Source organism: Ruegeria sp. TM1040 (assembly GCF_000014065.1).
In the GTDB taxonomy this organism is placed as follows: domain Bacteria; phylum Pseudomonadota; class Alphaproteobacteria; order Rhodobacterales; family Rhodobacteraceae; genus Epibacterium.
Genome location: NC_008044.1, coordinates 2,581,387 through 2,606,442, shown reverse-complemented (window position 1 = coordinate 2,606,442; position 25,056 = coordinate 2,581,387). Strand labels below are relative to the sequence as shown.

Annotated in this window: 24 protein-coding genes; 13 read left to right on the top strand and 11 right to left on the bottom strand. The window is 59.7% G+C overall.

Translation table 11 applies throughout. The annotated features are described in order from the left end of the window. Positions 1 to 4 precede the first annotated feature (4 nt). Positions 5 to 1,063, top strand: coding sequence for an OmpA family protein (locus TM1040_RS16750; RefSeq protein WP_011539783.1), 1,059 nt, complete (start codon positions 5 to 7; stop codon positions 1,061 to 1,063). A gap of 7 nt (positions 1,064 to 1,070) precedes the next feature. Here the strand turns inward: TM1040_RS16750 and TM1040_RS16745 are convergent, their stop codons facing one another. From TM1040_RS16745 to TM1040_RS16735, 3 genes are all read right to left on the bottom strand, one after another. Beyond that, complete coding sequence (locus tag TM1040_RS16745; RefSeq protein ID WP_011539782.1) at positions 1,071 to 1,658, bottom strand: LysE family translocator; 588 nt, start codon at positions 1,656 to 1,658, stop codon at positions 1,071 to 1,073. A 266-nt stretch (positions 1,659 to 1,924) separates the two neighbouring features. Next, a complete protein-coding gene (locus TM1040_RS16740; protein WP_011539781.1) occupies positions 1,925 to 2,281 on the bottom strand; it encodes an antibiotic biosynthesis monooxygenase family protein in 357 nt (118 codons plus the stop codon). Further along, positions 2,278 to 2,610 carry an NIPSNAP family protein gene (locus TM1040_RS16735; protein WP_011539780.1) on the bottom strand — a complete coding sequence of 111 codons (333 nt, stop codon included), beginning with the start codon at positions 2,608 to 2,610 and terminating at the stop codon, positions 2,278 to 2,280. Before TM1040_RS16735 ends, TM1040_RS16740 begins: the two co-directional genes overlap by 4 nt. A gap of 208 nt (positions 2,611 to 2,818) precedes the next feature. Here TM1040_RS16735 and TM1040_RS16730 point away from each other — a divergent pair, with 208 nt between their 5' ends. Both TM1040_RS16730 and TM1040_RS16725 read left to right on the top strand, forming a co-directional pair. Further along, positions 2,819 to 3,724: a LysR family transcriptional regulator gene (locus tag TM1040_RS16730; protein WP_011539779.1), complete on the top strand. Its 906-nt coding sequence runs from the start codon at positions 2,819 to 2,821 to the stop codon at positions 3,722 to 3,724. 179 nt (positions 3,725 to 3,903) lie between these two features. Continuing rightward, the gene (locus TM1040_RS16725) at positions 3,904 to 4,965 is read left to right on the top strand and encodes an NAD(P)H-dependent flavin oxidoreductase (protein WP_011539778.1); all 1,062 of its coding nucleotides are present in this window, start codon (positions 3,904 to 3,906) and stop codon (positions 4,963 to 4,965) included. A gap of 72 nt (positions 4,966 to 5,037) precedes the next feature. Here the strand turns inward: TM1040_RS16725 and TM1040_RS16720 are convergent, their stop codons facing one another. Further along, positions 5,038 to 7,065 carry an NADPH-dependent 2,4-dienoyl-CoA reductase gene (locus tag TM1040_RS16720; protein WP_011539777.1) on the bottom strand — a complete coding sequence of 676 codons (2,028 nt, stop codon included), beginning with the start codon at positions 7,063 to 7,065 and terminating at the stop codon, positions 5,038 to 5,040. 194 nt (positions 7,066 to 7,259) lie between these two features. Here TM1040_RS16720 and TM1040_RS16715 point away from each other — a divergent pair, with 194 nt between their 5' ends. Both TM1040_RS16715 and TM1040_RS16710 read left to right on the top strand, forming a co-directional pair. Continuing rightward, positions 7,260 to 7,742: an RNA pyrophosphohydrolase gene (locus TM1040_RS16715; protein ID WP_044027267.1), complete on the top strand. Its 483-nt coding sequence runs from the start codon at positions 7,260 to 7,262 to the stop codon at positions 7,740 to 7,742. After that, positions 7,711 to 8,265, top strand: coding sequence for a hypothetical protein (locus TM1040_RS16710; protein WP_254658838.1), 555 nt, complete (start codon positions 7,711 to 7,713; stop codon positions 8,263 to 8,265). The genes TM1040_RS16715 and TM1040_RS16710 overlap by 32 nt, the downstream gene beginning before the upstream one ends. A gap of 42 nt (positions 8,266 to 8,307) precedes the next feature. Here TM1040_RS16710 and TM1040_RS16705 read toward each other — a convergent pair whose 3' ends face one another. Then, positions 8,308 to 9,192 carry a DMT family transporter gene (locus tag TM1040_RS16705; protein ID WP_044026895.1) on the bottom strand — a complete coding sequence of 295 codons (885 nt, stop codon included), beginning with the start codon at positions 9,190 to 9,192 and terminating at the stop codon, positions 8,308 to 8,310. 106 nt (positions 9,193 to 9,298) lie between these two features. Here TM1040_RS16705 and TM1040_RS16700 point away from each other — a divergent pair, with 106 nt between their 5' ends. Beyond that, positions 9,299 to 9,787: a MarR family winged helix-turn-helix transcriptional regulator gene (locus TM1040_RS16700; RefSeq protein WP_011539773.1), complete on the top strand. Its 489-nt coding sequence runs from the start codon at positions 9,299 to 9,301 to the stop codon at positions 9,785 to 9,787. Positions 9,788 to 9,868: 81 nt separating this feature from the next. Here the strand turns inward: TM1040_RS16700 and TM1040_RS16695 are convergent, their stop codons facing one another. From TM1040_RS16695 to nth, 3 genes are all read right to left on the bottom strand, one after another. Further along, positions 9,869 to 12,235 carry a methyl-accepting chemotaxis protein gene (locus TM1040_RS16695; protein WP_011539772.1) on the bottom strand — a complete coding sequence of 789 codons (2,367 nt, stop codon included), beginning with the start codon at positions 12,233 to 12,235 and terminating at the stop codon, positions 9,869 to 9,871. 347 nt (positions 12,236 to 12,582) lie between these two features. Next, a complete protein-coding gene (locus tag TM1040_RS16690; RefSeq protein WP_011539771.1) occupies positions 12,583 to 13,575 on the bottom strand; it encodes an adenosine kinase in 993 nt (330 codons plus the stop codon). After that, entirely contained in the window at positions 13,572 to 14,216 is a 645-nt protein-coding gene (gene nth, locus TM1040_RS16685) for an endonuclease III (RefSeq protein ID WP_044026892.1), read from the bottom strand. Before nth ends, TM1040_RS16690 begins: the two co-directional genes overlap by 4 nt. 201 nt (positions 14,217 to 14,417) lie before the next feature. On the opposite strand from nth, the gene TM1040_RS16680 reads away from it, so the two are divergent. The 4 genes from TM1040_RS16680 to TM1040_RS16665 all read left to right on the top strand — a co-directional run bounded on the left by TM1040_RS16680 (position 14,418) and on the right by TM1040_RS16665 (position 17,878). Next, the gene (locus TM1040_RS16680; RefSeq protein ID WP_011539769.1) at positions 14,418 to 15,269 is read left to right on the top strand and encodes a methylated-DNA--[protein]-cysteine S-methyltransferase; all 852 of its coding nucleotides are present in this window, start codon (positions 14,418 to 14,420) and stop codon (positions 15,267 to 15,269) included. A gap of 346 nt (positions 15,270 to 15,615) precedes the next feature. After that, positions 15,616 to 16,305, top strand: a complete 690-nt coding sequence (locus tag TM1040_RS16675; protein WP_011539768.1) for a helix-turn-helix transcriptional regulator — start codon at positions 15,616 to 15,618, stop codon at positions 16,303 to 16,305. 188 nt (positions 16,306 to 16,493) lie between these two features. Next, positions 16,494 to 17,159 (top strand): OmpA family protein, encoded by a 666-nt coding sequence (locus TM1040_RS16670; RefSeq protein ID WP_011539767.1) that lies wholly within the window; start codon positions 16,494 to 16,496, stop codon positions 17,157 to 17,159. A 173-nt stretch (positions 17,160 to 17,332) separates the two neighbouring features. Beyond that, positions 17,333 to 17,878, top strand: a complete 546-nt coding sequence (locus TM1040_RS16665; RefSeq protein ID WP_011539766.1) for an NADPH-dependent FMN reductase — start codon at positions 17,333 to 17,335, stop codon at positions 17,876 to 17,878. Between the two features lie 41 nt (positions 17,879 to 17,919). Here the strand turns inward: TM1040_RS16665 and TM1040_RS16660 are convergent, their stop codons facing one another. Together TM1040_RS16660 and TM1040_RS16655 are read right to left on the bottom strand one after the other, a co-directional pair. Then, positions 17,920 to 18,834, bottom strand: coding sequence for a cation diffusion facilitator family transporter (locus TM1040_RS16660; protein ID WP_011539765.1), 915 nt, complete (start codon positions 18,832 to 18,834; stop codon positions 17,920 to 17,922). A 4-nt stretch (positions 18,835 to 18,838) separates the two neighbouring features. Beyond that, positions 18,839 to 19,606 (bottom strand): sulfite exporter TauE/SafE family protein, encoded by a 768-nt coding sequence (locus TM1040_RS16655; RefSeq protein WP_011539764.1) that lies wholly within the window; start codon positions 19,604 to 19,606, stop codon positions 18,839 to 18,841. A gap of 147 nt (positions 19,607 to 19,753) precedes the next feature. Between TM1040_RS16655 and TM1040_RS16650 the strand changes: the two genes are divergently transcribed. Beyond that, a complete protein-coding gene (locus TM1040_RS16650) occupies positions 19,754 to 21,451 on the top strand; it encodes an acyl-CoA dehydrogenase family protein (protein WP_044027266.1) in 1,698 nt (565 codons plus the stop codon). 96 nt (positions 21,452 to 21,547) lie between these two features. Further along, positions 21,548 to 22,228 carry an SGNH/GDSL hydrolase family protein gene (locus TM1040_RS16645; RefSeq protein WP_011539762.1) on the top strand — a complete coding sequence of 227 codons (681 nt, stop codon included), beginning with the start codon at positions 21,548 to 21,550 and terminating at the stop codon, positions 22,226 to 22,228. Positions 22,229 to 22,348: 120 nt separating this feature from the next. Here the strand turns inward: TM1040_RS16645 and TM1040_RS16640 are convergent, their stop codons facing one another. Then, complete coding sequence (locus TM1040_RS16640; protein ID WP_011539761.1) at positions 22,349 to 23,947, bottom strand: phosphoenolpyruvate carboxykinase; 1,599 nt, start codon at positions 23,945 to 23,947, stop codon at positions 22,349 to 22,351. 398 nt (positions 23,948 to 24,345) lie between these two features. Between TM1040_RS16640 and TM1040_RS16635 the strand changes: the two genes are divergently transcribed. Beyond that, positions 24,346 to 25,047, top strand: coding sequence for a response regulator transcription factor (locus TM1040_RS16635; protein ID WP_011539760.1), 702 nt, complete (start codon positions 24,346 to 24,348; stop codon positions 25,045 to 25,047). The last annotated feature ends 9 nt before the right edge of the window (positions 25,048 to 25,056 follow it).

Genomic DNA, 25,056 nt, shown 5'->3' with positions numbered 1-25,056 from the left:
TCTCATGGATCTGAAGGCTGCGCTTGTTGCGCTGTCTTTTGCGTCCATGGCGGTCGTGTTGTTCGGAGGTGCGGTGCAGGCGGCCACGGTCGAGATCCCTCTGCCCGGCGCACCGGAGCTGTTGCGCACGCAAGAGACGCCGCTTGATACCTTGCTGTTGCCCATTGGTCCGGTGTCCGGCGATGATGTTCCCACCCGAGCCCTTGAGGGGCGGGTTCACCGGCGTAGTTGGCGGATCGACGCGGACCTCAGCCCATTGGAGGTGCTTGCGCCAATCCGGGACGCGCTCACCGCGCGAGGATTTGAGGAAGTCTATGCCTGCACGGCGCAGGCCTGCGGCGGGTTTGGGTTTCGCTTTGGGATCGAGGTGATCCCTGCACCGGATATGGCAGTCAACCTTTCAAACTACGAGTTTCTCTCAGCGCAGGAGCCTCAATCCGGGACGGCGGTGTCGCTTCTGGTGTCCCGGCTGGGGGGCTCCATATACGTTCAAGTCATAGAGCGTCATGACCCGGCGCATCTTTTGCGCCCGCAAACGCTGCCCGCACTGGGCCCCAGCACGCAGCCTGTGGACCGCGACACCATCCAAGCGGATGCCAGCGCACAGGGTGCCGCAAGCAATACCGAGAACGGATTGGAACAAGCTCTGCTCGTTGATGCGATCAAAAAGGGTGGAAGCCTGAGCACCGGCGCCCTTCGGGATGTCTTGCAGTTGCAGGGCCATGTCCCGCTGCTGGATCTCGAATTCGATACGGCGTCGGCACAGGTGGGCGAGGGGCCTTATGATAGCCTCAAGCACCTTGCGACCTTCATGAGCGATCATGAAAGCGCGGTCATCTTGCTCGTGGGTCACACCGATACGGTTGGGGGGCTGCAGGGCAATATCGCGCTTTCTGAACGCCGGGCCGCAAGCGTGCGCGAGCGTTTGATCACGCGCTACGGGGTCGACGGTGCGCGCATTCAGGTGGCGGGGGCCGGATATATGGCTCCCTTGGCGCCCAACACTTCCGAGGAGGGGCGCGAAATCAACCGCCGCGTCGAGGCGGTTCTGGTGCGCCCCTGAGCACACATCATCCGAAAAGCATCCATATTGCGATCCCGACCAAGAGGCATGCAAAGGCGGTGTTGATCCCTCGCGCTTGCACAGAATGGCAAAAGACGCGCCGCAGTTGCGTCCCCGCAAGAATCCAAACTGTGAATGCAAGAAGATTGTTCAACGTAAACACCAGACTGATGATCCAGATCTCGTGCCATCTGTGTCCAGCATCAAGCGAGAGGAACTGCGAGAACATCAACGAGATGATCACATAAGCCTTGGGGTTGAGCAGCAACAGCCAAACCCCGTCGGAGAAGCGGACAGTTGATTGCGGTTGGTCCCCCTCTATCGGAGTGGCGCGAAAAAACCGCCAAGCCAGCCAGAGGACATAGGCTGCGCCCGTGGTCTTGATGATCTCGAAGGCCATGGGCCGTTGCGCGAGAGCAGCAAATCCGCCCATCCCGATCGCAAGGGTGATGATGAGGGTGGCAATGTGATATCCGGCCAGGGCCAACAGGGTCGCACGCAGCCCTAGTCTGGCGGCAGCTGCGGCGAAAAAGAGATTGCCCGGTCCCGGACTATAGGCGAGCGGAGCCAGAAAAATCATAAGGGGCAGGATCAAGCTTAGTTCTCCGACGAGAGACAGATGGGATCTGTCTCCTCTGCCACAGTGTCTGATCCCATGCCGACCCGAAGCTTGCGCATTCTAGGCGTGCCCGCTGCCAAGCGCCAGCGGCTCTATGCATCCGGTGCCCCCCTCGCAAGCGCCTGTGCGCGCGCCGAAGACACGTCGGCGCCATAAGGGCAGCGACCGCAGCGTGGTGCGGCCCCGAACGGGAGTTTGATGGATCTGTGATGCATTCCTGACCGACGGTCAGTTGTCCGTTTTTATGTCCCGGGTCGATCATGCAGGGCGCGGCTGTCCTCTGGAGCCTGCTCACGCTCCATCATGCCGTAGTCCCGGATCACACCTGCCACGCGCAACCGGTAGTCCGCAAAATAGCCGCTCCGTCCTTTTGCCTGCGCGGCCCGGTGCTTCTCCATCTTGCGCCAGCGCGCCAGCGCCGCTTCATCTTCCCAGAAGGACAGCGACAAGAGTTTGCCGGGCGTCGTGAGGCTCTGAAATCTCTCCACTGAGATAAAGCCCTCCATATCCTCAAACAGGGGCCGCAGCGTTGCTGCATGATCGAGGTAGGCGTCGGTCATGCCGTCTGCGGGGGTAACTTCGAATATGACTGCAATCACGCTCTGTCTCCTGCGCTGCCGTGGGGATTGGACGCCAGTGTGAGCCATGTGCGGTCCTCGCGCAAAATGAACTTTTCCTTTTGCGCAAATGCGTAGTTCTCTCGACCGAGAGGATCTTGGGCAAGGCGGGCGCGATAGGCCTCGTATGCGGCCAGCGAGGGAATGGAATAGATCCCATAGGCGAGCGTCGTGGAGCCCTCATGCGGGGCAAAATAGCCGATGAGCTCTGCGCCATTTCGCGGAATCGCCTGCCCCCAGTTTTGCGCATAGGTGCGGAACTGATCCTGTTTGGTCGGGTCGATCTGATAACGGATAACACATGTCAGCATTGGTCTTTCCTTTGTGTTTCAGGTGCCTAAGGCGACTACACCAACCCGGAGATCGAAGGTTTCGGCCTGTAGCGAAGTGTTTTGTGCCCTGTTTCCTGAACCCGAACGATCCGGCGAAAACCCCGCAATTATCCCAAGCGCGCCCCGTTCTTGCCCGATTTGCAGCGCAGGAAGAGCAAGATACAGAATGTGCGACGAGGAAAGCGAGATGGACCGACTGACCGAGATGGAAGCCTTCGCCAATGTGGTGGATCAGGGTGGCTTCACCGACGCCGCCAAGAAGATGGGAATCTCCAAGTCGGCTGTGTCCAAACATGTGTCCAGTCTCGAAGCGCGCCTTGGCGCGCGCTTGTTGAACCGCACCACGCGGCGGGTCTCTCCTACCGAGATCGGCCTTGCCTATTATGATCGCGCGCGCCGGGTGCTTAATGACGCAGGCGAGGCCGATGCATTGGTCACCTCGATGCAATCGGCGCCTTCCGGGCTTCTGCGGATCTCCGTAGCGACAGATTTTGGGGTCAACCATCTCTCGCCGGTGCTGTCGGATTTCCTGCGCGATTTTCCCGATATTACGGTCAACATGGTGCTCAACAATCGCTTCGTGGAGCTGATCTCCGAAGGTTTTGACATGGCGTTGCGCATCGGAGAGCTGGAAGACAGCTCACTTCGGGCGCGCAAGCTCACAGAGACCACCAAGCGGATGGTGGCCGCCCCCGAATACCTCGAGAAATATGGCCGACCGCAGAAGATTGATGATCTGAACGAGCACAAGCTCCTGCATTATTCCAACCAGTCCAGCGGCAACGTCTGGAAGCTGACCGCGCCCTCGGGCGAGAAGCGACAGGTGCGCTCGACAGGTTGGCTTTCGGTGAACGATGGCCAGTCGCTCCTGAACGCAGCGATCTCTGGTTTGGGGATCGCCTATCTGCCCAGCTATCTTTACGCTGAGGCCAAGGCCGAAGGACTGGTTGAGGACGTGATGCCCTCGCTGCCAGTCGAAACGCTCGGGATCTATGCGGTTTACCCGCCGGGGCGTTTTACCCAACCCAAGGTGCGCGCATTCATTGACTTTCTCGTTCATGCCTTTGCCGAAAAAGGCATGGAAACCTGGTAGGTCGCCACGTGCGATCTCCTTCCTCCCTGACCGCAAGGTCAATTCAAGACTCCCTCGAAAGACTTGCCCCTCGCCCGAAAAGCGAGGGGCTTTTTTCTCCGACCCTGTCGGAGTGGCCTTCCCGGCTGCATTGAGCCATTGTGATGGCAATCGAGATCACACGGCGGAGGGATGTTGCTATGACCAAGGGAGAGGCTTTTCTGGATCGTCTTGGGATTTCGCTGCCTCTGATACAGGCGCCGATGGCCGGGGTCTCAACTCCGAGGCTCGCAGCAGCAGTGACGGACGCCGGCGCGCTTGGTTCGATCGGGGTGGGGGCCCTGGATGCTAGCGCGACTCGCAAGCAGATCGAAGAGCTGCAGCATCTGACCAATGGGCCCTTCAATGTGAATTTCTTTTGCCATCAGACGCCGCAGCGCAACCCTGAGATCGAGGGTCGCTGGATCCAACGCAGCGCGCCTTTGTTTGCCCGCATGCAGGCGGAGCCACCCAAAGAGCTATCTGAAATATATACCAGTTTTCGGGATACAGACGCATTTCTCGAGGCGGTGCTGGACCTGCGGCCTGCGGTGGTGAGTTTCCACTTTGGTTTGCCCAAGCCCCATCAGATCAGCGCCATGAAGGCCGCAGGGCTGACACTGCTGGCGAGCGCCACCTCGCTGGAGGAGGCCCGCCAGATCGAAGCGGCGGGGCTGCATGGGATCATAGCACAAGGGTGGGAGGCCGGCGGCCACCGGGGTGTTTTTGAACCTGGCGCCTTGGATGCACGCCTTGGCCTGCTGGAGCTGGTTGCGGTGCTGGCCGAACAGACCACCCTGCCGGTGATCGCAGCCGGTGGCCTGATGACGGGCGCGGAGATCGCGCGGGCGCTCTCGGCGGGGGCAGTCGCGGCACAGCTCGGCACCGCGTTTATCGGCTGCCCGGAGAGCAACGCCGATGCTGCCTATCGGGACAGGCTGGCGCTTGGAGATGAGACGGTGATGACCGCAGCGATCTCCGGTCGTCCGGCGCGATGTCTCAGCAATGCCTTCACCGAATGGGCCTCAGATGTCCCGATTGCAGAAATTCCAGCCTACCCATGCGCTTATGATCTTGGCAAAGCCCTGAATGCAGTGGCAACGGCCAAGGGCGTCAGCAGTTTTGGCTCGCAGTGGGCAGGCATGGGCGCAGATCGCGCTCGGTTTATGCCCGCGCAGGCCCTGGTGCAGACCTTGATGGCTGAACTTGCCGCTACAATCTGAAATGTGGCGTGTTCTCCGTCGGGCGAGGAGGACCCTCTCGTTCGGCTGCGCCAATGAACGAGAGGGCTCTGTTCAGAGCGTGGCCGCGAGGCGGGTGCCCTGATTTATGGCCCGTTTGGCGTCGAGTTCTGCCGCAACATCCGCGCCGCCAATGACATGGGCGGTGATTCCCATTTCGGCGAGCTTGTCCGCAAGAGAGCGTTCACTGACCTGTCCGGCACACAGCACGATGTTGTCTGCCTTGATCACGGTTGGGTTTTCGCGCGCTTCGCCAAAGCTCACATGCAGGCCATCATCGTCGATGCGCTCGTAGTTGACGCCACCGACAAATTCGACGTCTTTCATCTTGAGCGTTGCGCGATGAATCCAGCCGGTTGTTTTTCCCAGACGTTTGCCGTGGCGCTCTGCCTTGCGCTGCAGCAAGGTGACCTTGCGTGCCGGAGCCTCGGGCTGAGGGCCCTCGGGAGCGAGGCCCGATCGATGATCGGCCGGGTCGGTCACCCCCCATTCGCGCATCCAAAGTGGTAGGCTTTCAGCGGGGCTTTCGCCCTCGTGCAGCAGGTATTCCGACACATCAAACCCGATGCCGCCCGCCCCGATGACCGCAACCTTTTCTCCAACCGGAGCTTTGTGGCGCAGGACGTCGATGTAGCTCAGGACCGAAGGGTGGTCCTGACCCGGAATGTGTGGATCACGCGGCGTGACTCCGGTCGCGATGATCACCTCGTCGAAGTCCTTGAGATCTGCGGCATCGACGCGGCGGCCCAATTCCAGAGTGACGCCTGCCTTTGCAATCATAGTGCGATACCAATCAACAAGCCCCCAGAACTCCTCTTTGCCGGGGACCTGTTTGGCCATATTGAGCTGCCCGCCGATTTCATCTGCGGCATCAAACAACGTGACCTTGTGGCCGCGCTCTGCCGCGGCAAGCGCGGTCGACAGACCCGCAGGTCCAGCACCGACGATCCCGACGGATTTGATCGTCTCAGCAGGGGTGAGAGTGAGCTCGGTTTCGTGGCAGGCGCGGGGGTTCACCAAGCAGGACGTGAGCTTGCCACCAAACGTGTGATCCAGACAGGCCTGGTTGCAGGCGATACAGGGCGCGATTTCATCTCCGCGTCCGGCGGCGGCTTTGGCCACAAAATCCGCATCCGCCAGCATTGGCCGCGCCATGGAGACCATATCGGCACAGCCCTGCGCGAGGACGTCCTCTGCAACCTCGGGCGTATTGATCCGGTTCGAAGTGATCACCGGAATCGAGACCTGCCCCATCAGTTTCTGCGTCACCCAGGCAAAGGCCGCGCGCGGCACCGATGTGGCAATCGTCGGTATGCGCGCTTCGTGCCAGCCAATGCCGGTGTTGATGATCGTCGCCCCGGCGGTCTCGACCGCCTTGGCCAGTTGCACGACCTCCTCGAAGGTGGAGCCATTAGGCACAAGATCGATCATCGAGAGACGATAAATCAGGATGAACTCCGGCCCCACGGCCTCGCGTACACGGCGCACCACCTCGACCGGCAGACGCATGCGGTTCTCATAGGATCCGCCCCAGCGGTCTTCGCGTTTGTTGGTATGTGTGACGAGGAACTGATTGAGGAAGTACCCCTCCGACCCCATGATCTCGACACCATCATAGCCTGCTTCTTGCGCCAGCCGCGCGGCGTTCACGATGTCGGAGATCTGTTTTTCGATACCTTCCTCGTCGAGCTCGGTCGGGGGGAAGGGCGAGATGGGCGACTTGACGGGCGACGGTGCAACGCATTTGGGACCATAGGCATAGCGGCCTGCGTGCAGGATTTGCATTGCGATCTTGCCGTCTGCCTCATGTACGGCCTTCGTGACGACCGAATGGTTCTCGACATCTTTTTCTGTGGTCATCATCGCCGCACCCGGCAGCACGGAGCCTTCGAGGTTGGGGCCAATGCCGCCGGTGACCATCAAGGCCACCCCGCCACGCGCGCGCGCAGCATAGAACTCGGCCACGCGATTCCAGTCGCGGGTCTCTTCGAGCCCGGTGTGCATGGAGCCCATCAGAACCCGGTTCTTCAGCGTGGTAAAGCCCAGATCCAACGGGGCCAGCAGATGTGGGTACGCAGCCATGACACTCTCCCTCTGTGTACTGCGCGGCACTTGTTACGGGCACCGCGTGAGGGCGCAAGGATCGCCCGAAGCGCATGGAATGTCACCTGCAGACGCGGCGTCACCCCCTTGCGTGCCCCGGCGGCAAACGGTCTAAGAGGGGCGGAGCAACCCTCACCGGAGACTGAGGCATGAGCAAAATACCCGCCAAGGAAATGACCCCAGAGCAGATCGCCGCTTTGCCATACCGCCCAAACGTGGGGGTCATGATGATCAATGCTGCAGGCGCAGTCTGGGTCGGGCAGCGGATGGATCGCCACAAAGAAGCATGGCAGATGCCTCAGGGCGGTATTGATAAGGGCGAGGATGCCCGTGTCGCGGCGTTGCGCGAGCTCGAAGAAGAAACCGGCGTCACCCCAGATCTGGTCGAAGTCATTGCCGAAAGCGATGGCTGGCTACCCTATGACTTGCCCCATGACGTTGTGCCGCATTTCTGGGGCGGAAAGTATCGTGGTCAGGAGCAGAAATGGTTTCTGTTGCGTTTTCTTGGGCGTGACGATCAGATCAATATTGCAACCGACAGCCCCGAGTTTTCAGCATGGTGCTGGCAGCCCGTGGAGCAGTTGGTGGACAAGGTTGTTCCTTTCAAAAAGGAGGTCTACGCCCGTGTTGTCGAGGAATTCAAAGCCCATTTGTAACATTGCCCTCGCTGCGGGGCTGGCCCTCTTGACGGTGACCGAGGCCGGTGCGCTCAGCTGTTTGCCGATGGGGCCGGGGGATGTCTATCGGATCGTGTCCGAACGCGAGGACGCTTTTGTGGTCATTGAAGGCCGCGTAAGTTTTGACGAAGCGCTGTTGCCTCAATATTCCGAAGCAAACCCCAGCGCGACGGAAGAGCCAATCGAGATTCCGGCGCAGGTGACGGGGCTCTTGTTGGGGCAACGGATGTTTGACCAACCCGTCGAGGGGGAGATCATTCTGGAGGCCCATTGCCTTGGCCCGTGGTGTGGCAGTCTGGTGTCCGGAACGCGCTATTTGTTCTTTGCGCGACAGATCGAAGGACGCGTGGTTGCGGTTGTCGAGCCATGTGGCGGTTTCTTCTTTTCCGCCGAAGACGGGCGCGCCGGTGATACGGTTCTTCAATGCCATCAGGGCGGGGCGTGCCCATCGCAGTTGCCCGACAATTTCGACGGCGCGTTGATCCCGTCGGATAAGGAATAAGCTGAAGCTTGCAAGCGCACCCCCGTCGAGGGCGCGCCAGAGTTATTCGGCTGGCACCTGCGTGGCGGGGGACTTGGGGCGCGCGCGCGGCGCTTGCCCGCCCAACCAGACCGAGAACAGGGCGACAAATGCCCCGATAGCCTGCCAGATCGAGAAGGTCTCGTTTGCAAAAGCCATCCCGAGGATCACGGCGGTCAGCGGGCTGAACACCCCCAAGAGCGAGATTTGTGCGGGGGCGATGCGCGCGATGCCGCGAAACCAAAGGACATAGGTCAGCGCGCCGCCAATCAAGCTCATATAGCCAAGACCCATAAGGTTATGCGCGCTGAGGCTTGGCCATTCTGGCAGTGCGATCACGGCGACGGGTATAAGCAGGATTCCCCCGGCGGTGAGTTGCCACGCGGTAAAGGTCAGCGCGGGGACGTCAGGTTGCCATTTGCGGCTCAGAACCACTCCGGATGCCATCGAGAGCGCGCCACCCAGACCTGCCAGCACACCCGTTACGTTGAGGCGCGCATCCGGTCCCAGAACCAACAGTGCGACGCCCACCATCCCCAGCATCGCGGCGGCAACGGCTTTGCTATGGATCTGTGTTCCGAGCAACGCACCCGACAGGCCAACGACAAAGAGAGGTTGCACCGCCCCCAATGTCGCCGCGACCCCGCCTGGCAACTGGTAGGCCGACAGGAACAGGAGCGTCCAAAAGACGGAAAAGTTCAGCGCACCGAGGACCATGATCTTTGGCAACAAGGCCGCAGGCGGCAGCTGGCGCACCAGTGCCAGCAACAAGATTCCTGCGGGCAACGCGCGCAAGAGTGCGACCAGAAAGGGAGATTCTCCGGGCAGGAAGCTTGTGGTCACAAAATAGCTGCTTCCCCAAATCGCGGGCGCCAGCGCCGTGAGCGCAAGGTCTCTTGTCTGTGTCATGATTTCTACTCTTGTATATCTTGATGTCGAGATAATTGACGTATGTCTCGATGTCAAGATATATGCCGACATTGACGTTCTTCGTGCGGCGGCACATTACTGGCAAATGGATCATGTGGACTTCGTTTTAGAGCAATGGCGACGGGAACGCCCCGACCTTGATGTCACCGCAATGGGGGTGATCGGCCGGGTGAGCAGGCTTCAGCTTGAATACTCCAAGGCAATGGCGAAAACCTTTGCCAGCTTTGGGTTGAACGGTGCGAAGTTCGATGTTCTGGCGACCCTGCGGCGTGCTGGGGTTCCGCATTGTCTCTCTGCCGGAGACCTCATGAAGGCAACGATGGTGGCTTCCGGGACGATGACAAACCGGATCGATCGTCTTGAGGCGGACGGGCTGGTCACGCGTACGACAAATCCCAGCGATAGCCGGAGTTTCCTGATTGCGCTGACCGACAAGGGGATTGCTCTGATCGATCAGGTCGTCGAGGCACATGTGGCCACGCAGGCTTCGCTTCTTGAGGGGCTGTCGACGGCCGACGTGGAAAATCTGGCGCAGCTTTTGTCAAAGGCCCTGACCGCCGCAGGCCGCAGCTGACGTGGCGCACCCCTCATGGAGCGGCGCAAGTGCTGGTGCCCATCAGCTGGACGGATACCTCGGACCCAGCGTGGTGCGCGATCAGAAGTCCTCGTAAAAGTTATAGGCCGCGTTGCCGTTGCTGGTGGGGACCCCATGTGCTGTAGGCGCCATGGGCGTCTCATCCGTTTCCGCGTCCAGATCCCAACTGTCGCTGGCAGCCGCCGAGGACACAGCCGTGGATGTGGTTGGGGTGTTTTGTGCAGTTTGACCGGAGAGTTTGAACTTGGCCACAACGCCACCCAGTTCGGATGCGTCAGTGTCAAGCATCTGGCAAGCTGCTGAAGCCTCTTCGACCATCGCGGCGTTTTGTTGCGTGACCTGATCCAGCTGCACCATGCCAGTGTTGATTTCCTCGATCCCGTTGGATTGCTCTGAAGCGCCTTCGGCGATGCCGGAGACCAGCTGCGCGATATTATTGACCCGCTCGACGATCATGTTGAGGGCTTCGCCGGCTTTACCCACCAGATCAACGCCCGATTCCACTTGTTTGGAGCTTTCACCGATCAGCGTTTTGATTTCCATCGCGGCGTCCGAAGACCGCTGCGCCAATGCGCGCACTTCGCTTGCGACCACGGCAAACCCGCGACCGGCTTCACCTGCACGCGCCGCCTCGACACCTGCGTTCAGCGCCAACAGGTTTGTCTGAAAGGCGATGTCGTCGATCACCAGAATGATCTGCGCGATCTGTTTTGAGGATTCTTCGATTTCGGTCATCGCGGTCACAGCGTTTTGCACCACTTTGCCACTGGCTTCTGCCTCCTGTTTGGCTTCGCCGGTGATGGTTTCCACGCTGCGCGCGCTATCCGCCGCAGATTTCACGCTTGCGGTCATTTCTTCCAATGCAGCGGCAGTTTCTTCAAGTGTCGCGGCCTGGCTCTCTGTGCGATGGGACAGGTCGTTGGAAGATTGATTGATCTCTGCAGCGCCGTTTCGGATGCGGCTCACCGCAGTCACCACATGCCCAAGCGTCTCATTCAGTGTGGTGACGGTCTTGTTGAAGTCCGCGCGCAGCGTCTCATGCTCGCCGGAGAACGGCGTATCAATCGTGGCGGAGAAGTCACCTTGAGAAAGCTGCAAAAGCCCCGCGCTCAGGTTTTCGACAACCTTCTCCTGTTCGCGCTGTTGCTCGATGCGCTGCTCTTCTGCATCGCGCGCGACTTTCAGGTCCTCTTGCAGCGACAGAAGCGATTTCCCGATGTCGCCGATTTCATCGCTGCGCTGGGCTTCTTCGACTGTGGTGGCCACATCTCCAGAGGCGACGCGATCCATCCCCACTGCGATCTGATGCAGGGGGCGCGTGATCGAGGTTGCGATCCGCCAGCCAATCAATGACATGATCGTGCAGACCGCGAGCCCGATGAGAACCAAGGCCCACGCTTTTTGGCGCACAGGAGCCATCACATCCGAAACATCTTGCTCGACCACCAGAGCCCAATTGGCCAGCTCGAGGCCCAGGGGGCGCGATGCCGCATATACTGGGTGGCCATCCAGGCCGATTGTTCCAACGGAAAAGCCCGTCTCGCCACGCAGGGCTTCTTTGATGTGGTCGACTTCGGGCAGCGTCTCCAGCACGCCAAAGCCGCCGTCGAAACGGGATTTGGTGCGGGCCTTAAAATCAGCACCTACAAGAAAGACCTGCGCGGTTTTGCCAAGCCCATCGCTGTTGTTGGTGATCACGCCTAGCATATCGACGGGTACTTGCACGGCGATCACACCGATGAGGGAGCCATCGGAGCCTTTGACAGGGGTTGCCAGAAATGCTGCCGCCGCGCCCGCGCTGGGCGCATAGGGATCCATATCTGCAAAGACGACCTCGCGTTCCGCCGCCTTAGTGGCCGCGCGATAGGCAGCACCAAGGCCGGATTGTGCATATTTTCCATCGCTGAGGTTGGTGGCGTAATCCAGCTCCTTGAAGACCGAATAGATAATGTCGCCTTCGGGATTGATCAGGAAGGCGTCATAATAGCCTTTGACTTCAATCAGCGTTCGCAGGCCATTGTGAAAGGTCTCATGGGCGTCGTGATAGGCGGCCTCTCCCTCCGCGCGATCAAGCTTGTGCTTTGCACCGCTGGGGTGGCGGTTTTGAGTGATGTAGGCCGTTTGCAGGGCGGCTTGTGCATCCGGACCCAGAGCCTCCCAGCCTTCGTCAAACGCCACCAGGGCAGAGGACGTCGCGGGCGACTGGGACAAAGAAACAAGATCAGTCTCGATGTTGGAGATGATTTGCCGCACCGAATAGCTTCGATCGGCCAGAAGGGACACCATTTGGTCCTGCACAGATCGTTCTGCAAAGCGGTTGAAGGCGATCAAGGAAGCGGCAATGAGAAGAAAGCTGGTTCCCGCGCAAAAGCCTGCAAACAGCAGCGGCAGCTTGCGAGAAATTCGCATGTTTTTTGAGCGAAACATCTTGGTGTCCTGTGGGTTTTCTGAGCCTTCACAGGATTTTCTCGGCGCGTGCTTTAAAAATTTGCAAACATACCGGCCGGCACATGCTTTTGGGTCGCGGATATACGATTATGCAAGCTTTTTGTTCTGAATGCAGGTCACGGGTGTCTGTATTGCGTAATTTGATGGTTTTGCTGGGTTCGTGCGAATCGGTTCGTCTATGTGAATAGGGGTCGCTCAGCGGAAACACCCATTCACATATTTCGTAATTTGAAATCTACCTGCGGTTGGGTGGTTTTGGGTAAGACGAATAGTCTCAGCGATGCGGGACCGGCCCAAAGTTCAACTCCGCCCGGCCGCAAGATCGATTAGAGGAGACCCGCCTGTTTAAGCACAGCGCGCATGTCTGCCTTGGGGCGGGGGCCAATGTGACTGATAACCTCTGCGGCGCAGGCGTTGCCCATGCGTGCGCAGGTCTCCAGATCCCGTCCCTCGGCGAGCCCGAACAGGAAACCTGCCGCAAATTGATCTCCAGCGCCGGTTGCATCGACAGGCACAACCTTGATCACAGGGACATCGATACGGCCTTCCTGACTGACGACGGTCACACCATCGCCAGAGCGCGTGCAGACCACCAACGGGCAAATCGCGGCTGTCTTGGCGAGCGCCGCCTCCAGATCATCTGTCTCAAACAGCGAGCGGATCTCATCCTCGTTGCCGATCACAAATTCCAGCTCGGTCTCAATCAGTTTCAGGAAATCCGCGCGGTGGCGTTCGACGCAGAACGGATCGGAGATGGCGATGCCGGGCTTGCCACCGCCCGCGCGGCAGTCGCGTGCGGCTTCCATAAAGGCGGATTTGCCCTTGTCCTTGTCGAACAGATAGCCCTCGAGGAACATGATCTGCGCTTGGCCGGCGACCGCGTTGGAGACATCTGCCGAGCTAAGCTCTGATGAAATGCCAAGATAGGTGTTCATCGACCGCTCGCCGTCGGGCGAGACAAAGATCATCGAACGCGAGGTTGGCAGCTCGCCGCCAGCGACGGGTGGGTTCACAAAATCAACGCCATCGTCTTGCATGGCTTCTGCGTAAAACCGCCCCAAAGCGTCGTCATGCACCCGCCCGATAAACGCGGCGGACAGCCCCAGCGCACCTGCCCCGGCGATTGTGTTGGCGACGGATCCGCCCGGGGTCTGCACCCGCTCTTTCATCGCGGCATAAAGCACCTCACCCCGTTCGCGCTCGATCAGCTGCATGATGCCTTTTTCGATCCCCATGTGATCCAGAAAACTGTCATCACATTGCGAGATCACGTCGACAACAGCATTGCCGATGCCAACGAGTTGGTAGGTTTTGGTCATAGTGTTTTTTCCTCGTAGAGGCAGAGGTCACGGATGATGCAGGTCGCACACAGAGGTTTGCGCGCCTTGCAATGATAACGGCCATGCAGGATCAGCCAGTGATGTGCATGCAGCTGGAAGTCGACCGGGATATTGTCTTCGATTGCGCGCTCGACCGCGTTTACATCCTTGCCCGGACAGATGCCCGACCGGTTGCCGACGCGAAAGATATGGGTGTCCACTGCCTGTGCCGGGTACCGCCACCACATGTTCAAAACCACATTTGCGGTCTTGCGCCCGACCCCCGGTAGGCTCTCCAGTGAGGCGCGCGAACAAGGAACTTCGCCGCCGTATTCGTCGACGAGAATGCGCGATAGCTTGATGACGTTCTTGGCCTTGTTACGATAAAGGCCAATCGTCTTGATGTGTTCGATCACACCCTCCTCGCCGAGGTCGAGCATCTTTTGGGGTGTATCGGCAATCTTGAACAAATCCTTGGTGGCTTTGTTCACGCCAGCATCCGTGGCCTGAGCGGACAAAGCCACGGCCACCACCAACGTGTAGACGTTGACATGGTCGAGTTCGCCCTTGGGTTCGGCCTCGGCGTCCTGGAACCGCGTAAAGATCTCGCGGAGCGTATGATAATCGAGTTGCTTGGCCATCGGGGCTTCTTTTGCCCGCTGCGGAACGGGGGCGCAAATTAAAAACGCAAAGCATTTGCCGCGGGCGGCGCATTGCGATGCAAAAGACGCGCTAACCATGGGCCTGGACGGCCAAACCGCAGGTTCCGGGTCGCCGCCGCGCGGCACGTTGGCTAAGGTGCGTCTCCAGAGTATTGACCCAATACAAGAGGACGAGGTGCCATGCAACGGGATGAACAGGCGTACCATTACGGGGTGATCCGGCGCGCTATCGAGGTCATCGATGCGGATGGTGGCGATCTGTCGCTGGAGGAGCTGGCGGCGCGCATGGGCATGAGCGCCGCGCATTTCCAGCGCGTCTTTTCCTCTTGGGCTGGCGTTTCCCCCAAGCGGTATCAGCAATATTTGCGCCTTGGTCATGCCAAAGCGCTGCTCCACGAGGATCTGCCTCTTCTGGAGACCGCACATGCGGTGGGCCTTTCTGGATCGGGACGGTTGCACGACCTCTTTGTCCGATGGGAGGCCATGAGCCCAGGAGATTATGCCCGCCGTGGCGCGGGGCTTACTGTGCGCTGGGGGTGGTTTGACAGCCCCTTTGGGCAGGCGCTTACGATGGGGACAGAGAAGGGGCTCTGTGGGCTGGCCTTTGCCGCCGAGGTTGGGCCAGAGGCCGCTTGGGAGGACATGCGCGCCCGCTGGCCGAAGGCGGAGTTTGTCGAAGACCCCGATGCCCTTCGCCCGCGGGTTGAGGCCGCCTTTGCCCAAAAGGGAGAAACCGCCCTCCATCTGATTGGCGCCCCGCTGCAGATAAAGGTCTGGGAGGCGCTGTTGCAGATCCCTGAAGGTCAAGCGACCACCTATGGCGATATCGCGGAGGCGATCGATAACCCACGTGCCGTGCGCGCCGTTGGCACGGCCGTGGGGAAGAATCCGCTCAGCTGGCTCATTCCCTGCCATCGCGTCCTTCGCAAAGGCGGAGGCATGGGGGGCTATCACTGGGGTGTGCCCGTCAAACGTGCGATGCTGGCTTTTGAGGCGGCCCGTACCGAGACCGACCCGAAGGCCGTCGCCTGAACGGCACGCGGATTGACAGGTTTATCATTTTCATCAAGGCTTTGCGCCTTGTGCGCCTTGTGCGCCTTGTGCGCCGTTTCGCCCGTTGAAGGGCCTCGATCTGATCCCAGGCCTCTTGGCGTTCGATCTCATAGGTGGTGCGCGGCTGGCGCGGTTGTTGCCAGTGGTCAAGACCGAGGGTGGCGAGTGCGAGCCAATCATAAGCGGACATGGTGATCTCCGTTTCGGGTTGTAGTATCCGCGAGACAACCAGAACGCTGCTGACACCCTGTTGTCAGCGGGATCTGTTAGATTGGCAGCAGGCTGTCAAATCAGGTGCCAGAGAGGTGCCATCACCGGAGGTTTCATGACTCGCAGCAATCGGATGTTCGAGCTGATCCAGATCCTGCGCGCGGCGCCTGCGTCGGTACGGGCCGAGGATCTTGCGGCGCAGCTTGAGGTTTCCAAGCGCACGATTTACCGCGATATCGCCGCACTTCAGGCCATGCGTACCCCGGTCGAGGGCGAGGCGGGCATCGGTTACATGCTACGCAAGGGTTACGATTTGCCGCCTCTCAATTTCGACGAAGAGGAAATCGAAGCGCTGCACGTCGGCCTCGCAATGTTGATGCGCACCGGGGATGGTGCGCTGCAGCAGCCAGCTGCGCGTGTAGGGCGCAAGATCTGCGACGTACATGCCAGCGCTGAGTGGCTGCAGGTCGCGCCCTATGGCGCCCCGCTTGACAATCCCGAGGAGGGGTGTGTCTCAAAGGCCATCCTTCGCCAAGCGGTGCGCAGTTCGCAAAAGTTGCACCTGGCCTATGTGAATGGCGCTGGAGAACGCAGCGAACGGGTTCTGCGCCCTCTCGCGCTCATCTATCACACCGACTGCACGTTGCTTGCGGCGTGGTGCGAGTTGCGTGGCGGCTTTCGCCACTTTCGCACAGAGCGCATGATGTCGGCAGAATTGCTCGACTGCTCCTTTGCCGCTGAGGCAGATGTGTTGCGAAAGCTCTGGCAGGAGCAGGAGAGCAACACCTATGTCTACAAAGCGTAGTCGAGCCCACTGGCGACCGATCAGATGCGTCCGATTGGCGGCGCCATGGTGCGCGGCATTTCGCCGAACCGGAGGTCTTGGTGCTTGCTGCGCGGCGTAATGCGCACAATATCTATACATAATGTCGGTGCGCCGAGCAGAACACGCGCGCAAAGCCAGACAGGTTTGAAGAAGAAAAGGTAGACAGTATGTCTTTTGCAAAACTCCCCGCTCTTGGCGTATTGACCGCCGCCGTTGCCCTCAGTGCCTGTGATGATCCTGCGTCCTACGGTGCGCCCGGCGGGATCAACCGCTCTCAGAACGGGGCTATCATCGGTGGCTTGATCGGGGCTGGCATTGGCGCTGCGACTGCGGATGACGACAAGGCGGAAACGATTATCGGGACCGCTGCGGTTGGAGCGCTTGCGGGCGGGCTGATTGGTCGTGAACTCGACAAGCAGGAGGCCGAGCTGCGCCAGAGTCTCGACAATGACTCAATTTCGATCGTCAATACCGGCGATCGCCTGATCGTCTCGCTGCCCAATGATCTGACGTTTGCCACCGACAGTGCAGCGATCTCCTCGGTGGTGCGCAGCGACCTGCGCAAGGTGGCGGGTAGCCTGCAGCGCTATCCCGGCAGCATCGTGCAAGTTATCGGTCATACGGACAGCGATGGGGCTGCGTCTTATAACTACAGCTTGTCCGAGCGCCGTGCCAACGCCGTCGCGGATGAGATTGCAGCAGGCGGCGTGTCCTACGGCCGTATGCGGATCATTGGGCGCGGCGAAGACCAACCCGTTGCCAGCAACCTCACGCCCGAAGGCAAAGCGCGTAATCGGCGGGTTGAAATCGTGATCATCCCGCAAGCAAGCTGATCGCACTTCTAAAGGTGCACAAGATATGGCCGCGCTCCCAGAGCGCGGCCTTTTGCGTACCTCGGGGCACCATGTGTGGCAATGCACACCCCGCCTGCGGTGATCCCTGTTTGTCTGAGCCGGGGAAGAGCCTAGCTTTCAACACGAAACAGATTTTCTGAAAGGACTTATCGATGGCTGATCCGGTATTGCTTATTCTCTCCGGCTCCTTGCGCAAGGAGGCAACCAACCTCAAACTCGCCCGTGAGGCCGCGCGGCTATTTGGGTCCGCCGAGGTGATCGAGGGCGGTCTGAATATGCCGCTCTATGATGGGGATCTTGAAAGCGCTGAGGGCATTCCCGCAGTGGTGCAGGCTCTGGCAGATCAGATCGCGCGCGCGGACGCGGTTGTGATCTCGACACCGGAATACAACAAAGGGCCTTCGGGGGTGCTCAAGAATGCGCTTGATTGGGTCAGCCGCACCGAGGGCAATCCATGGCAGGACAAGCCTGTTGCAGTGATGTCCGCGGCCGCCGGGCGTGCGGGTGGGGAGCGGGCGCAGATGGTGCTGCGCAGCTTCATGGTGCCGTTTCGAGCCAATGTCCTGCCGGGGCCAGAAGTGCACCTTGCGGGCTCCAGCAAGGAGTTTGACGACGCCGGGCGGCTCACAAGCGAGCAGTACACCAAAACCCTTCTGGCCCTGATGACCGGGCTGCGCGCCTTGGCGACGCGCGCCTGAGAAGGTGCGGGGCGACGCCAGTTGCCCCACAGCAAGGGGCGTCAGAGCGCGGGCGGCTCGATGCCGTCCGCCTCGAGCTTGTTATCCGGCTCGACATGGATGGTTACATGAACGCCGGGCAGGGCGGCTTCGATCTCTGCTTCAAGGCGGTCACAGATGTCATGGCTTTCAGCGACCGACATTTCGCCATCCACAACCATGTGAAACTCGACAAATATGGCTTTGCCCGCGCGCCGGGTCTTGATGTCATGGATCTGAAGCGCACCGCCACCGGAACCAAGAATAACCGAGGCTATTTTCTCTTGCTCATCAGGTGAGGCGGCTTTGTCCATCAGCCCATCGATAGAGTCAGAGACCACATGCAGCCCTTCTCGCAGGATGTTGACCGCAACCAGCAGCGCAAGAATTGGGTCAAGAATGTGCCATCCCGTCGCCAGCACCAACAAAAGCCCAACCATCACTCCGGCAGAGGTCCACACGTCGCCCATCAGGTGGCGGCCACCGGCCGCAAATGCAGGCGAGTTTACGCGTTTGCCGGCCCGCAGCAGGACCTGCGCCCAGACCAGGTTGATGACCAGCGCGATGCCATTGACGCCCAGTCCAATCGCCGAGAGATCTGCCCGGGTGCCCGCGGTCAATGTGGCAAAGGCCTGATGCAAAATCAGAACCGCGGCGAGAATGATCATGATCCCTTCGATCACGGCAGAGAAATACTCGGCCTTGTGATGTCCAAACGGGTGTCCGTCATCGGCGGGGCGCTGGGCATAGCGGATCGCAAACCACGCAAGCACCGCCGCCGAGACATTGACGAGACTCTCCATCGCATCAGAGAACAATGCGACCGATCCGGTCATGGCCCAAGCCCCGAGCTTGAGCAGCAGGACCACAACGGATACCACAATGGTCCCGCTTGCGATCTGACTGGCTGTCAGCCGGGTATTGAGGCCAAAGGGCATCGCCTCAGCCCACCCAGGCGCGGCGCAGCAGGTTGAGACCCGCGATCAGCAGCACAAACAAGGTGGCGCGGCGGAATGTCTTCTGGTCGATCCGATCCTGCAGCCGCCCGCCGACCCACATGCCAAGGAGTGCTGGTACTATCATCAGAATGGAAAAAGGCAGGGTCTCGCCGCGCATCACACCAGACCCGATATGAGCAAAGAACAAGACAACGGCCCCAAGGCCGTAGATCACGCCCTGAATGCGCATCTGTTCCTTTTTCTCGGTCCCGAGCGCGGTGAGATACGCCACGGTCGGGGGGCCCCAAATACCTGAAAAGCCACCGATGAACCCTGCAAAAGCGCCAATGCCGATCTCCATCCGGCGCGAGGCTTCATGCAGAACGAGCTGTTTTCCAAGCAGCTGCGTCAACGCAAAGAGCGTGATTGGCGCACCAATGATGAGCAGCATCACCTGTGGCGGAAGCAGGCGCACCAGTTGCGCACTCATCAGCAAGAAGAGCCCCCCCACAAGAAGGAATGTGCGAAACCGTTTCATCGACGCCCAAGCGGCGGCCGGTCCCTGTTTCAGGGCTTGAAACCCGTTGGTGACGAGCGTGGGGAGAATCAGCCCTGCCAAAGCCAGGTCCGGTGCCATGATGGAGCTTAGGCCCGAGACCATGATCATGGGCATGGCAAAGCCCACAAGGCCTTTTATGGTGCCTGCAATAAGCGCAATGATGAAGGCGAGCACGAATCCGGCCGGCGCGAGAAAGGGAATAAGATCAGTCATACCACTGCCTTTAGCACACCCAGCGCGTGCTGCACTGCAAAACCTCTGGGTAATTATCGAATGAAAATTTGCCCATATGAGATTTAATATTGCGCTGCAGGTGCAAAATGACCTATCAGGGGGCAAGCCCTGAGGAGGACCATGCGCATGCCCCATGACGGACAATTGGACGGACAGGATATGAAACCCAACACCCCTCTGCTGCCGGAGCTTCTGGCATTGACCAAGGAGGCGCTGCCGCCTCTGGACGAGCTGCTGGAGCGCGCGACCGCACGGGTGCGTGACAACGTCAGCAACAACGGCAGGGTTTCCGGGGCGCTGGTAGAGCAGCACCAATATGCCGCCCATGGGCTCGCATGGCTAGCCACCTACGTCTATTCCCTGCGCCAGATGCATCGCTGGGCAGAGGCGCTTGAGCGGGACGCAAAGTTTGGCGAGATGGAGCAGTTGATCCACCAGATCGCCTTTGGAGAATATCTCTGGCAGATCTATGGCGGGATCCAGATGAACCAGGGCGAAGTGCTGCGCCTTCAGGATCTGGGGCTGTCGCAAGACGATCAGCGCGCGCTGATGGCACCCGCCGTCATGATGCTTACGCAGTCGGGAAACACGCAGGCCGCGCGGGTCCGTCTTGTGGAATTGATGGAGCAGCAGGCGGGGAGCACGATGTTCGGGGCCTCCGGGCTCGACGAAGAGCTGGAGATGATCCGTGATCAATTCCGCCGCTACGCGCAGGAAAAGGTCGAACCCTTTGCGCACGACTGGCACCTGAAGGACGAGTTGATCCCTCTCGACGTGATTGAAGAGCTGGCGGAAATGGGGGTCTTTGGTCTGACTATCCCAGAGGAGTTTGGCGGCTTCGGGCTCTCCAAAGCGTCGATGTGTGTGGTCTCTGAGGAGCTGTCGCGCGGTTACATCGGTGTCGGCTCTCTAGGCACCCGCTCCGAAATTGCCGCCGAGCTGATCCTTGCCGGGGGCACCGACGCGCAGAAACAGCAATGGCTGCCCAAGATCGCGAGCGCCGAGATTCTTCCCACGGCAGTCTTTACCGAGCCCAATACCGGATCTGATCTCGGCAGCCTGCGCACCCGCGCGGTGAAGGACGCGGCGGGTGACTATCAGATCACCGGCAACAAGACCTGGATCACCCATGCTGCCCGTACCCATGTGATGACGCTTCTCGCGCGCACGGACCCCGAGACTACGGACCATCGCGGTCTCAGCATGTTCCTTGCGGAAAAAACGCCGGGGACGGATGAAACCCCCTTCCCGACCGAAGGGATGACGGGGGGCGAAATCGAGGTCCTCGGCTATCGCGGTATGAAAGAATACGAACTTGGGTTCGATGGCTTTCATGTGAAGGGCGAGAATCTCCTCGGTGGCGAAGAGGGCAAAGGTTTCAAGCAGTTGATGGAAACCTTTGAATCGGCCCGGATCCAGACCGCGGCCCGGGCGATTGGCGTAGCACAATCGGCGCTCGATATTGCGATGCAATATGCACAGGATCGCAAACAGTTCGGCAAGGCGTTGATCAATTTCCCGCGCGTGTCTTCCAAGCTTGCGATGATGGCGGTCGAGGTCATGGTGGCGCGGCAGCTGACGTATTTCTCGGCTTGGGAGAAAGACAACGGCCACCGCTGCGATCTTGAGGCAGGAATGGCCAAGCTCCTCGGCGCGCGTGTGGCCTGGGCGGCGGCGGACAACGGCTTGCAGATCCATGGCGGCAACGGGTTCGCGCTGGAGTATAAGATCTCTCGCGTTCTCTGCGATGCGCGGATCCTCAATATTTTTGAGGGCGCAGCTGAGATCCAGGCACAGGTGATCGCGCGGCGTCTTCTGGCGTAAGGTGGCGCAATGGGCGGACAGCGTTTCCATCCCGGGGTGCGCTGTCCGACGAGAGGTTTAACTTCCTGTACGCCTCTTTTGTGCTAGACCTCGTTTATGATCCGTCGCGCGCTCTTATTGCTCAGTTTTTGCTTTCTTACAGCCTGTGGCGCAACCGTCACCGGAACCGACACCCGCATCCTCGCGATAGGCGATTCCCTGATGGCGTGGAATGGTCTGTCCCAGCAATCTATCCCCGATGTTGTCTCCAAAGAACTGGGCGAGCCGGTCGCTGATCGCTCCGTGCTGGGCGCGCGCATGATCTATCGTCTGCCGATCAGCGGTGCGGCGGGTCTGTCGATCCCAAAGCAATACCGCGGGGGGAAATGGGAGTGGGTGATCCTCAATGGCGGTGGCAACGATCTTTGGCTGGGCTGTGGCTGCGGGCAATGTGACCGCAAGATGGACAAGCTCATCTCGCAGGATGGCGCAACCGGGGCGTTTCCCGAACTTGTCATGCGCATTCGCGAAAGCGACGCCCGAGTGATCATGCTCGGATATTTGCGCACGCCGGGTCGGTCATCTCCGATCGAGAATTGCCGAGACGAAGGCGACCTGCTGGATGCGCGGCTTGCGCAGCTGGCGGCTGGGGATGCCGGTGTGACGTTTCTGCCTGCGGCCGATCTGGTCCCTTATGGCGATCTGAGCTTTCACGCCCCGGACCGCATTCACCCTTCGCCCAAAGCCAGCCGGATCATCGCAGAGCGGGTGGCCGCCATCATCAACGCACAGCGATAAGCCAAAGGGTGGAACGCGCCCTTGCGGGGCTAAGCCCTGCCGCCCCCTTATCGCGGAACACAAAAAAGCCCCCTCCGGATTGAACGGAGAGGGCTTTGTATTTTTTGCGGGAAGCGTCGATCAGCAGATGGCGGCTGCTTTCACGTCCTCATCGATGTAGGGCAGGTACTGTTCGAAGTTGTCAGAGAACATCTGCACCAGCTTCTCGGCCTGCGCGTCATAGGCGGCTTTGTCGTCCCATGTGCGGCGCGGGTCGAGCAGCACTTCGGCAACGCCGGGAGCAGCGACTGGCACGTCAAAGCCAAAGTTCGGATCTTTGCGGAACTCTGCATTTGCCAGCGAGCCATCAAGCGCAGCAGTCAAAAGCGCACGGGTCGCTTTGATCGGCATGCGGGAACCCGTGCCATAGGCGCCGCCGGTCCAGCCGGTGTTCACCAGCCAGCAGGTTGCACCATGGGCCGCGATCTTTTCGCGCAGGAGGTTGCCATAGACCTCGGGGCGACGCGGCATGAAGGGCGCGCCAAAGCAGGTGGAGAACGTGGGCTCCGGCTCGGTGACGCCACGCTCGGTCCCGGCGACCTTGGAAGTGAAGCCGGAGAGGAAGTGGTACATCGCCTGGGCCGGCGTCAGACGGGCAATCGGAGGCAGCACGCCAAAGGCATCACAGGTGAGCATGATGATGTTCTTGGGATGTCCGCCACGCGCCGAAGCAGATGCATTCGAGATATAATGCAGCGGGTAGGCGCAGCGCATGTTGGCCGTCAGGCTGTCATCATCGAAGTTGAGATCAAAAGTCTCCGGATCGAAGGTCATGTTCTCGATCACGGTGCCGAATTTCTCGGTCGTGGCGTAAATCTCAGGCTCCGCCTCGGGGTTGAGGTTGATCGTCTTCGCGTAACAGCCGCCCTCAAAGTTGAAGGTGCCGTTGGACGCCCAGCCATGCTCATCATCGCCGATCAGCACGCGGTCCGGGTCTGCCGAAAGCGTGGTTTTGCCGGTGCCTGACAGGCCGAAGAACACGGCGGTGTCGACCGGGTTGCCCTTGGCATGGTTGGCCGAGCAGTGCATCGGCATGATGCCCTTTTCGGGGAGCAGGTAGTTCAGAAGGGTGAAGACGGATTTCTTGTTCTCACCCGCATACTCGGTGCCGCCGATCAGGATCATCTTGCGATCGAAGTTCAGCGCAATCACGGTTTCGGATCGGCAGTTGTGCTTATTGGGGTCTGCCTGGAAAGAGGGGCAGTTGATGATGGTGAAATCGGCGATGAAGTCATCCAGATCTTCGCGGTCGGGGCGACGCAGCAGGTGGCGGATAAAGAGGTTGTGCCACGCCAGCTCGGTGACCATGCGCACATTGATCGCGTGCACGGGGTCCGCGCCCCCGACGAGATCCTGCACGAAATAGTCGCGGCCTTTCATGTGCTCGACCATGTCCGCATAAAGCGCGTCAAAGCCCTCGGGGCTCATTTCGGCGTTGTTTTCCCACCAGATCGTATCGGCAACAGAGGCCGTCTTCACCACATGTTTGTCCTTGGGGGAGCGACCCGTGAACTTGCCGGTGGTGACGAGGAAAGCGCCCCCTTTTCCAAGGTTGCCTTCGCCACGGCTGAGCGCTTCTTGAACAAGGGCCGGTTCCATGAGGTTATAATAGACATTGCCCAGACCCTCTATTCCCTGATCCTCGAGGCGGAAGTTCGGGTTTACCCGTCCAGATGTCATCTTGTTGTCTCTCCTGGTGTCGGCCCTGCATGATGCAATGGAGCTGTGACAGGGACCGCATAGATCAAAGGCTGCGCCATAGGGCGCCGGAGCGCAATAATCGCACTCATGAGGCGGTCTTAACACGAGGTTTTGCAGGATGAACAGGAGGGTTTCAGGTCGTTAGCGCAACCAAGCAAACCTTTAGCGCCACCAAAAGTTTCCCATAGTGAACAGGGGTGTTTCACGGAGCCGCTCGCGATGTTTCACGCGACGCTCTTTAACAGATGATAAGGTATTTTTGCGTCAATAGGCGCCAAAGTTTCGCCTGATTCGTTAATCAGGGATTGATTCGAGGCGCCTTCCAAGCGACAAAGGGCATAAAATAAACGAATAATGAGCAGATAAGGGCAAATCCGATGTCAAAGATTGCTTTGGTCGATGACGACAGGAACATCCTGACCTCGGTGTCGATGACACTGGAGGCCGAAGGGTTCGAAGTCGAAACCTATAATGACGGGCAGGCGGCACTGGACGCCTTCAACAAGAAACTGCCGGATATGGCCGTTCTCGATATCAAGATGCCGCGCATGGATGGCATGGATCTGTTGCAGCGCCTGCGCCAGAAAACCCAGATGCCGGTGATCTTTCTCACTTCCAAGGATGACGAGATCGACGAGGTTCTGGGTCTGCGCATGGGCGCCGATGATTACGTCAAAAAACCGTTCTCTCAGCGTCTCCTGGTTGAGCGTATTCGCGCCCTTCTGCGCCGACAGGAAGCTGTCGCCACCGATGAGGTGGGCACCGCGCCGGAAACCAAGGTGATGGAACGCGGCCATCTGCGGATGGACCCGCTGCGCCACGCCGTGAGCTGGAAGGGGCAGGATGTTTCGCTGACCGTGACGGAATTCCTGCTGTTGCAAGCGCTGGCGCAACGCCCCGGATTTGTCAAAAGCCGCGACCAGCTGATGGATGTGGCCTACGATGATCAGGTCTATGTGGATGACCGGACTATCGACAGTCATATCAAGCGCCTGCGCAAAAAGATGCGCAGCGCCGATGCGGATTTCGCAGCGATCGAGACCCTCTATGGGATCGGCTACCGCTACAATGAAGAATAAGACCCCGAC

Bases quoted from the DNA above. Each gene is read 5' to 3' on its own strand.
- TM1040_RS16720 (WP_011539777.1), bottom strand. From the start codon at position 7,065: ATGGCTGCGTACCCACATCTGCTGGCCCCGTTGGATCTGGGCTTTACC.
- TM1040_RS16675 (WP_011539768.1), top strand. From the start codon at position 15,616: ATGACTCGCAGCAATCGGATGTTCGAGCTGATCCAGATCCTGCGCGCG.
- TM1040_RS16665 (WP_011539766.1), top strand. From the start codon at position 17,333: ATGGCTGATCCGGTATTGCTTATTCTCTCCGGCTCCTTGCGCAAGGAG.
- TM1040_RS16725 (WP_011539778.1), top strand. From the start codon at position 3,904: ATGACCAAGGGAGAGGCTTTTCTGGATCGTCTTGGGATTTCGCTGCCT.
- TM1040_RS16655 (WP_011539764.1), bottom strand. From the start codon at position 19,606: ATGACTGATCTTATTCCCTTTCTCGCGCCGGCCGGATTCGTGCTCGCC.
- TM1040_RS16705 (WP_044026895.1), bottom strand. From the start codon at position 9,192: ATGACACAGACAAGAGACCTTGCGCTCACGGCGCTGGCGCCCGCGATT.
- TM1040_RS16695 (WP_011539772.1), bottom strand. From the start codon at position 12,235: ATGTTTCGCTCAAAAAACATGCGAATTTCTCGCAAGCTGCCGCTGCTG.
- TM1040_RS16650 (WP_044027266.1), top strand. From the start codon at position 19,754: ATGCCCCATGACGGACAATTGGACGGACAGGATATGAAACCCAACACC.
- TM1040_RS16735 (WP_011539780.1), bottom strand. From the start codon at position 2,610: ATGCTGACATGTGTTATCCGTTATCAGATCGACCCGACCAAACAGGAT.
- TM1040_RS16715 (WP_044027267.1), top strand. From the start codon at position 7,260: ATGACCCCAGAGCAGATCGCCGCTTTGCCATACCGCCCAAACGTGGGG.
- TM1040_RS16645 (WP_011539762.1), top strand. From the start codon at position 21,548: ATGATCCGTCGCGCGCTCTTATTGCTCAGTTTTTGCTTTCTTACAGCC.
- TM1040_RS16730 (WP_011539779.1), top strand. From the start codon at position 2,819: ATGGACCGACTGACCGAGATGGAAGCCTTCGCCAATGTGGTGGATCAG.
- TM1040_RS16660 (WP_011539765.1), bottom strand. From the start codon at position 18,834: ATGCCCTTTGGCCTCAATACCCGGCTGACAGCCAGTCAGATCGCAAGC.
- TM1040_RS16635 (WP_011539760.1), top strand. From the start codon at position 24,346: ATGTCAAAGATTGCTTTGGTCGATGACGACAGGAACATCCTGACCTCG.
- TM1040_RS16750 (WP_011539783.1), top strand. From the start codon at position 5: ATGGATCTGAAGGCTGCGCTTGTTGCGCTGTCTTTTGCGTCCATGGCG.
- TM1040_RS16640 (WP_011539761.1), bottom strand. From the start codon at position 23,947: ATGACATCTGGACGGGTAAACCCGAACTTCCGCCTCGAGGATCAGGGA.
- TM1040_RS16690 (WP_011539771.1), bottom strand. From the start codon at position 13,575: ATGACCAAAACCTACCAACTCGTTGGCATCGGCAATGCTGTTGTCGAC.
- TM1040_RS16670 (WP_011539767.1), top strand. From the start codon at position 16,494: ATGTCTTTTGCAAAACTCCCCGCTCTTGGCGTATTGACCGCCGCCGTT.
- TM1040_RS16680 (WP_011539769.1), top strand. From the start codon at position 14,418: ATGCAACGGGATGAACAGGCGTACCATTACGGGGTGATCCGGCGCGCT.
- nth (WP_044026892.1), bottom strand. From the start codon at position 14,216: ATGGCCAAGCAACTCGATTATCATACGCTCCGCGAGATCTTTACGCGG.
- TM1040_RS16700 (WP_011539773.1), top strand. From the start codon at position 9,299: ATGGATCATGTGGACTTCGTTTTAGAGCAATGGCGACGGGAACGCCCC.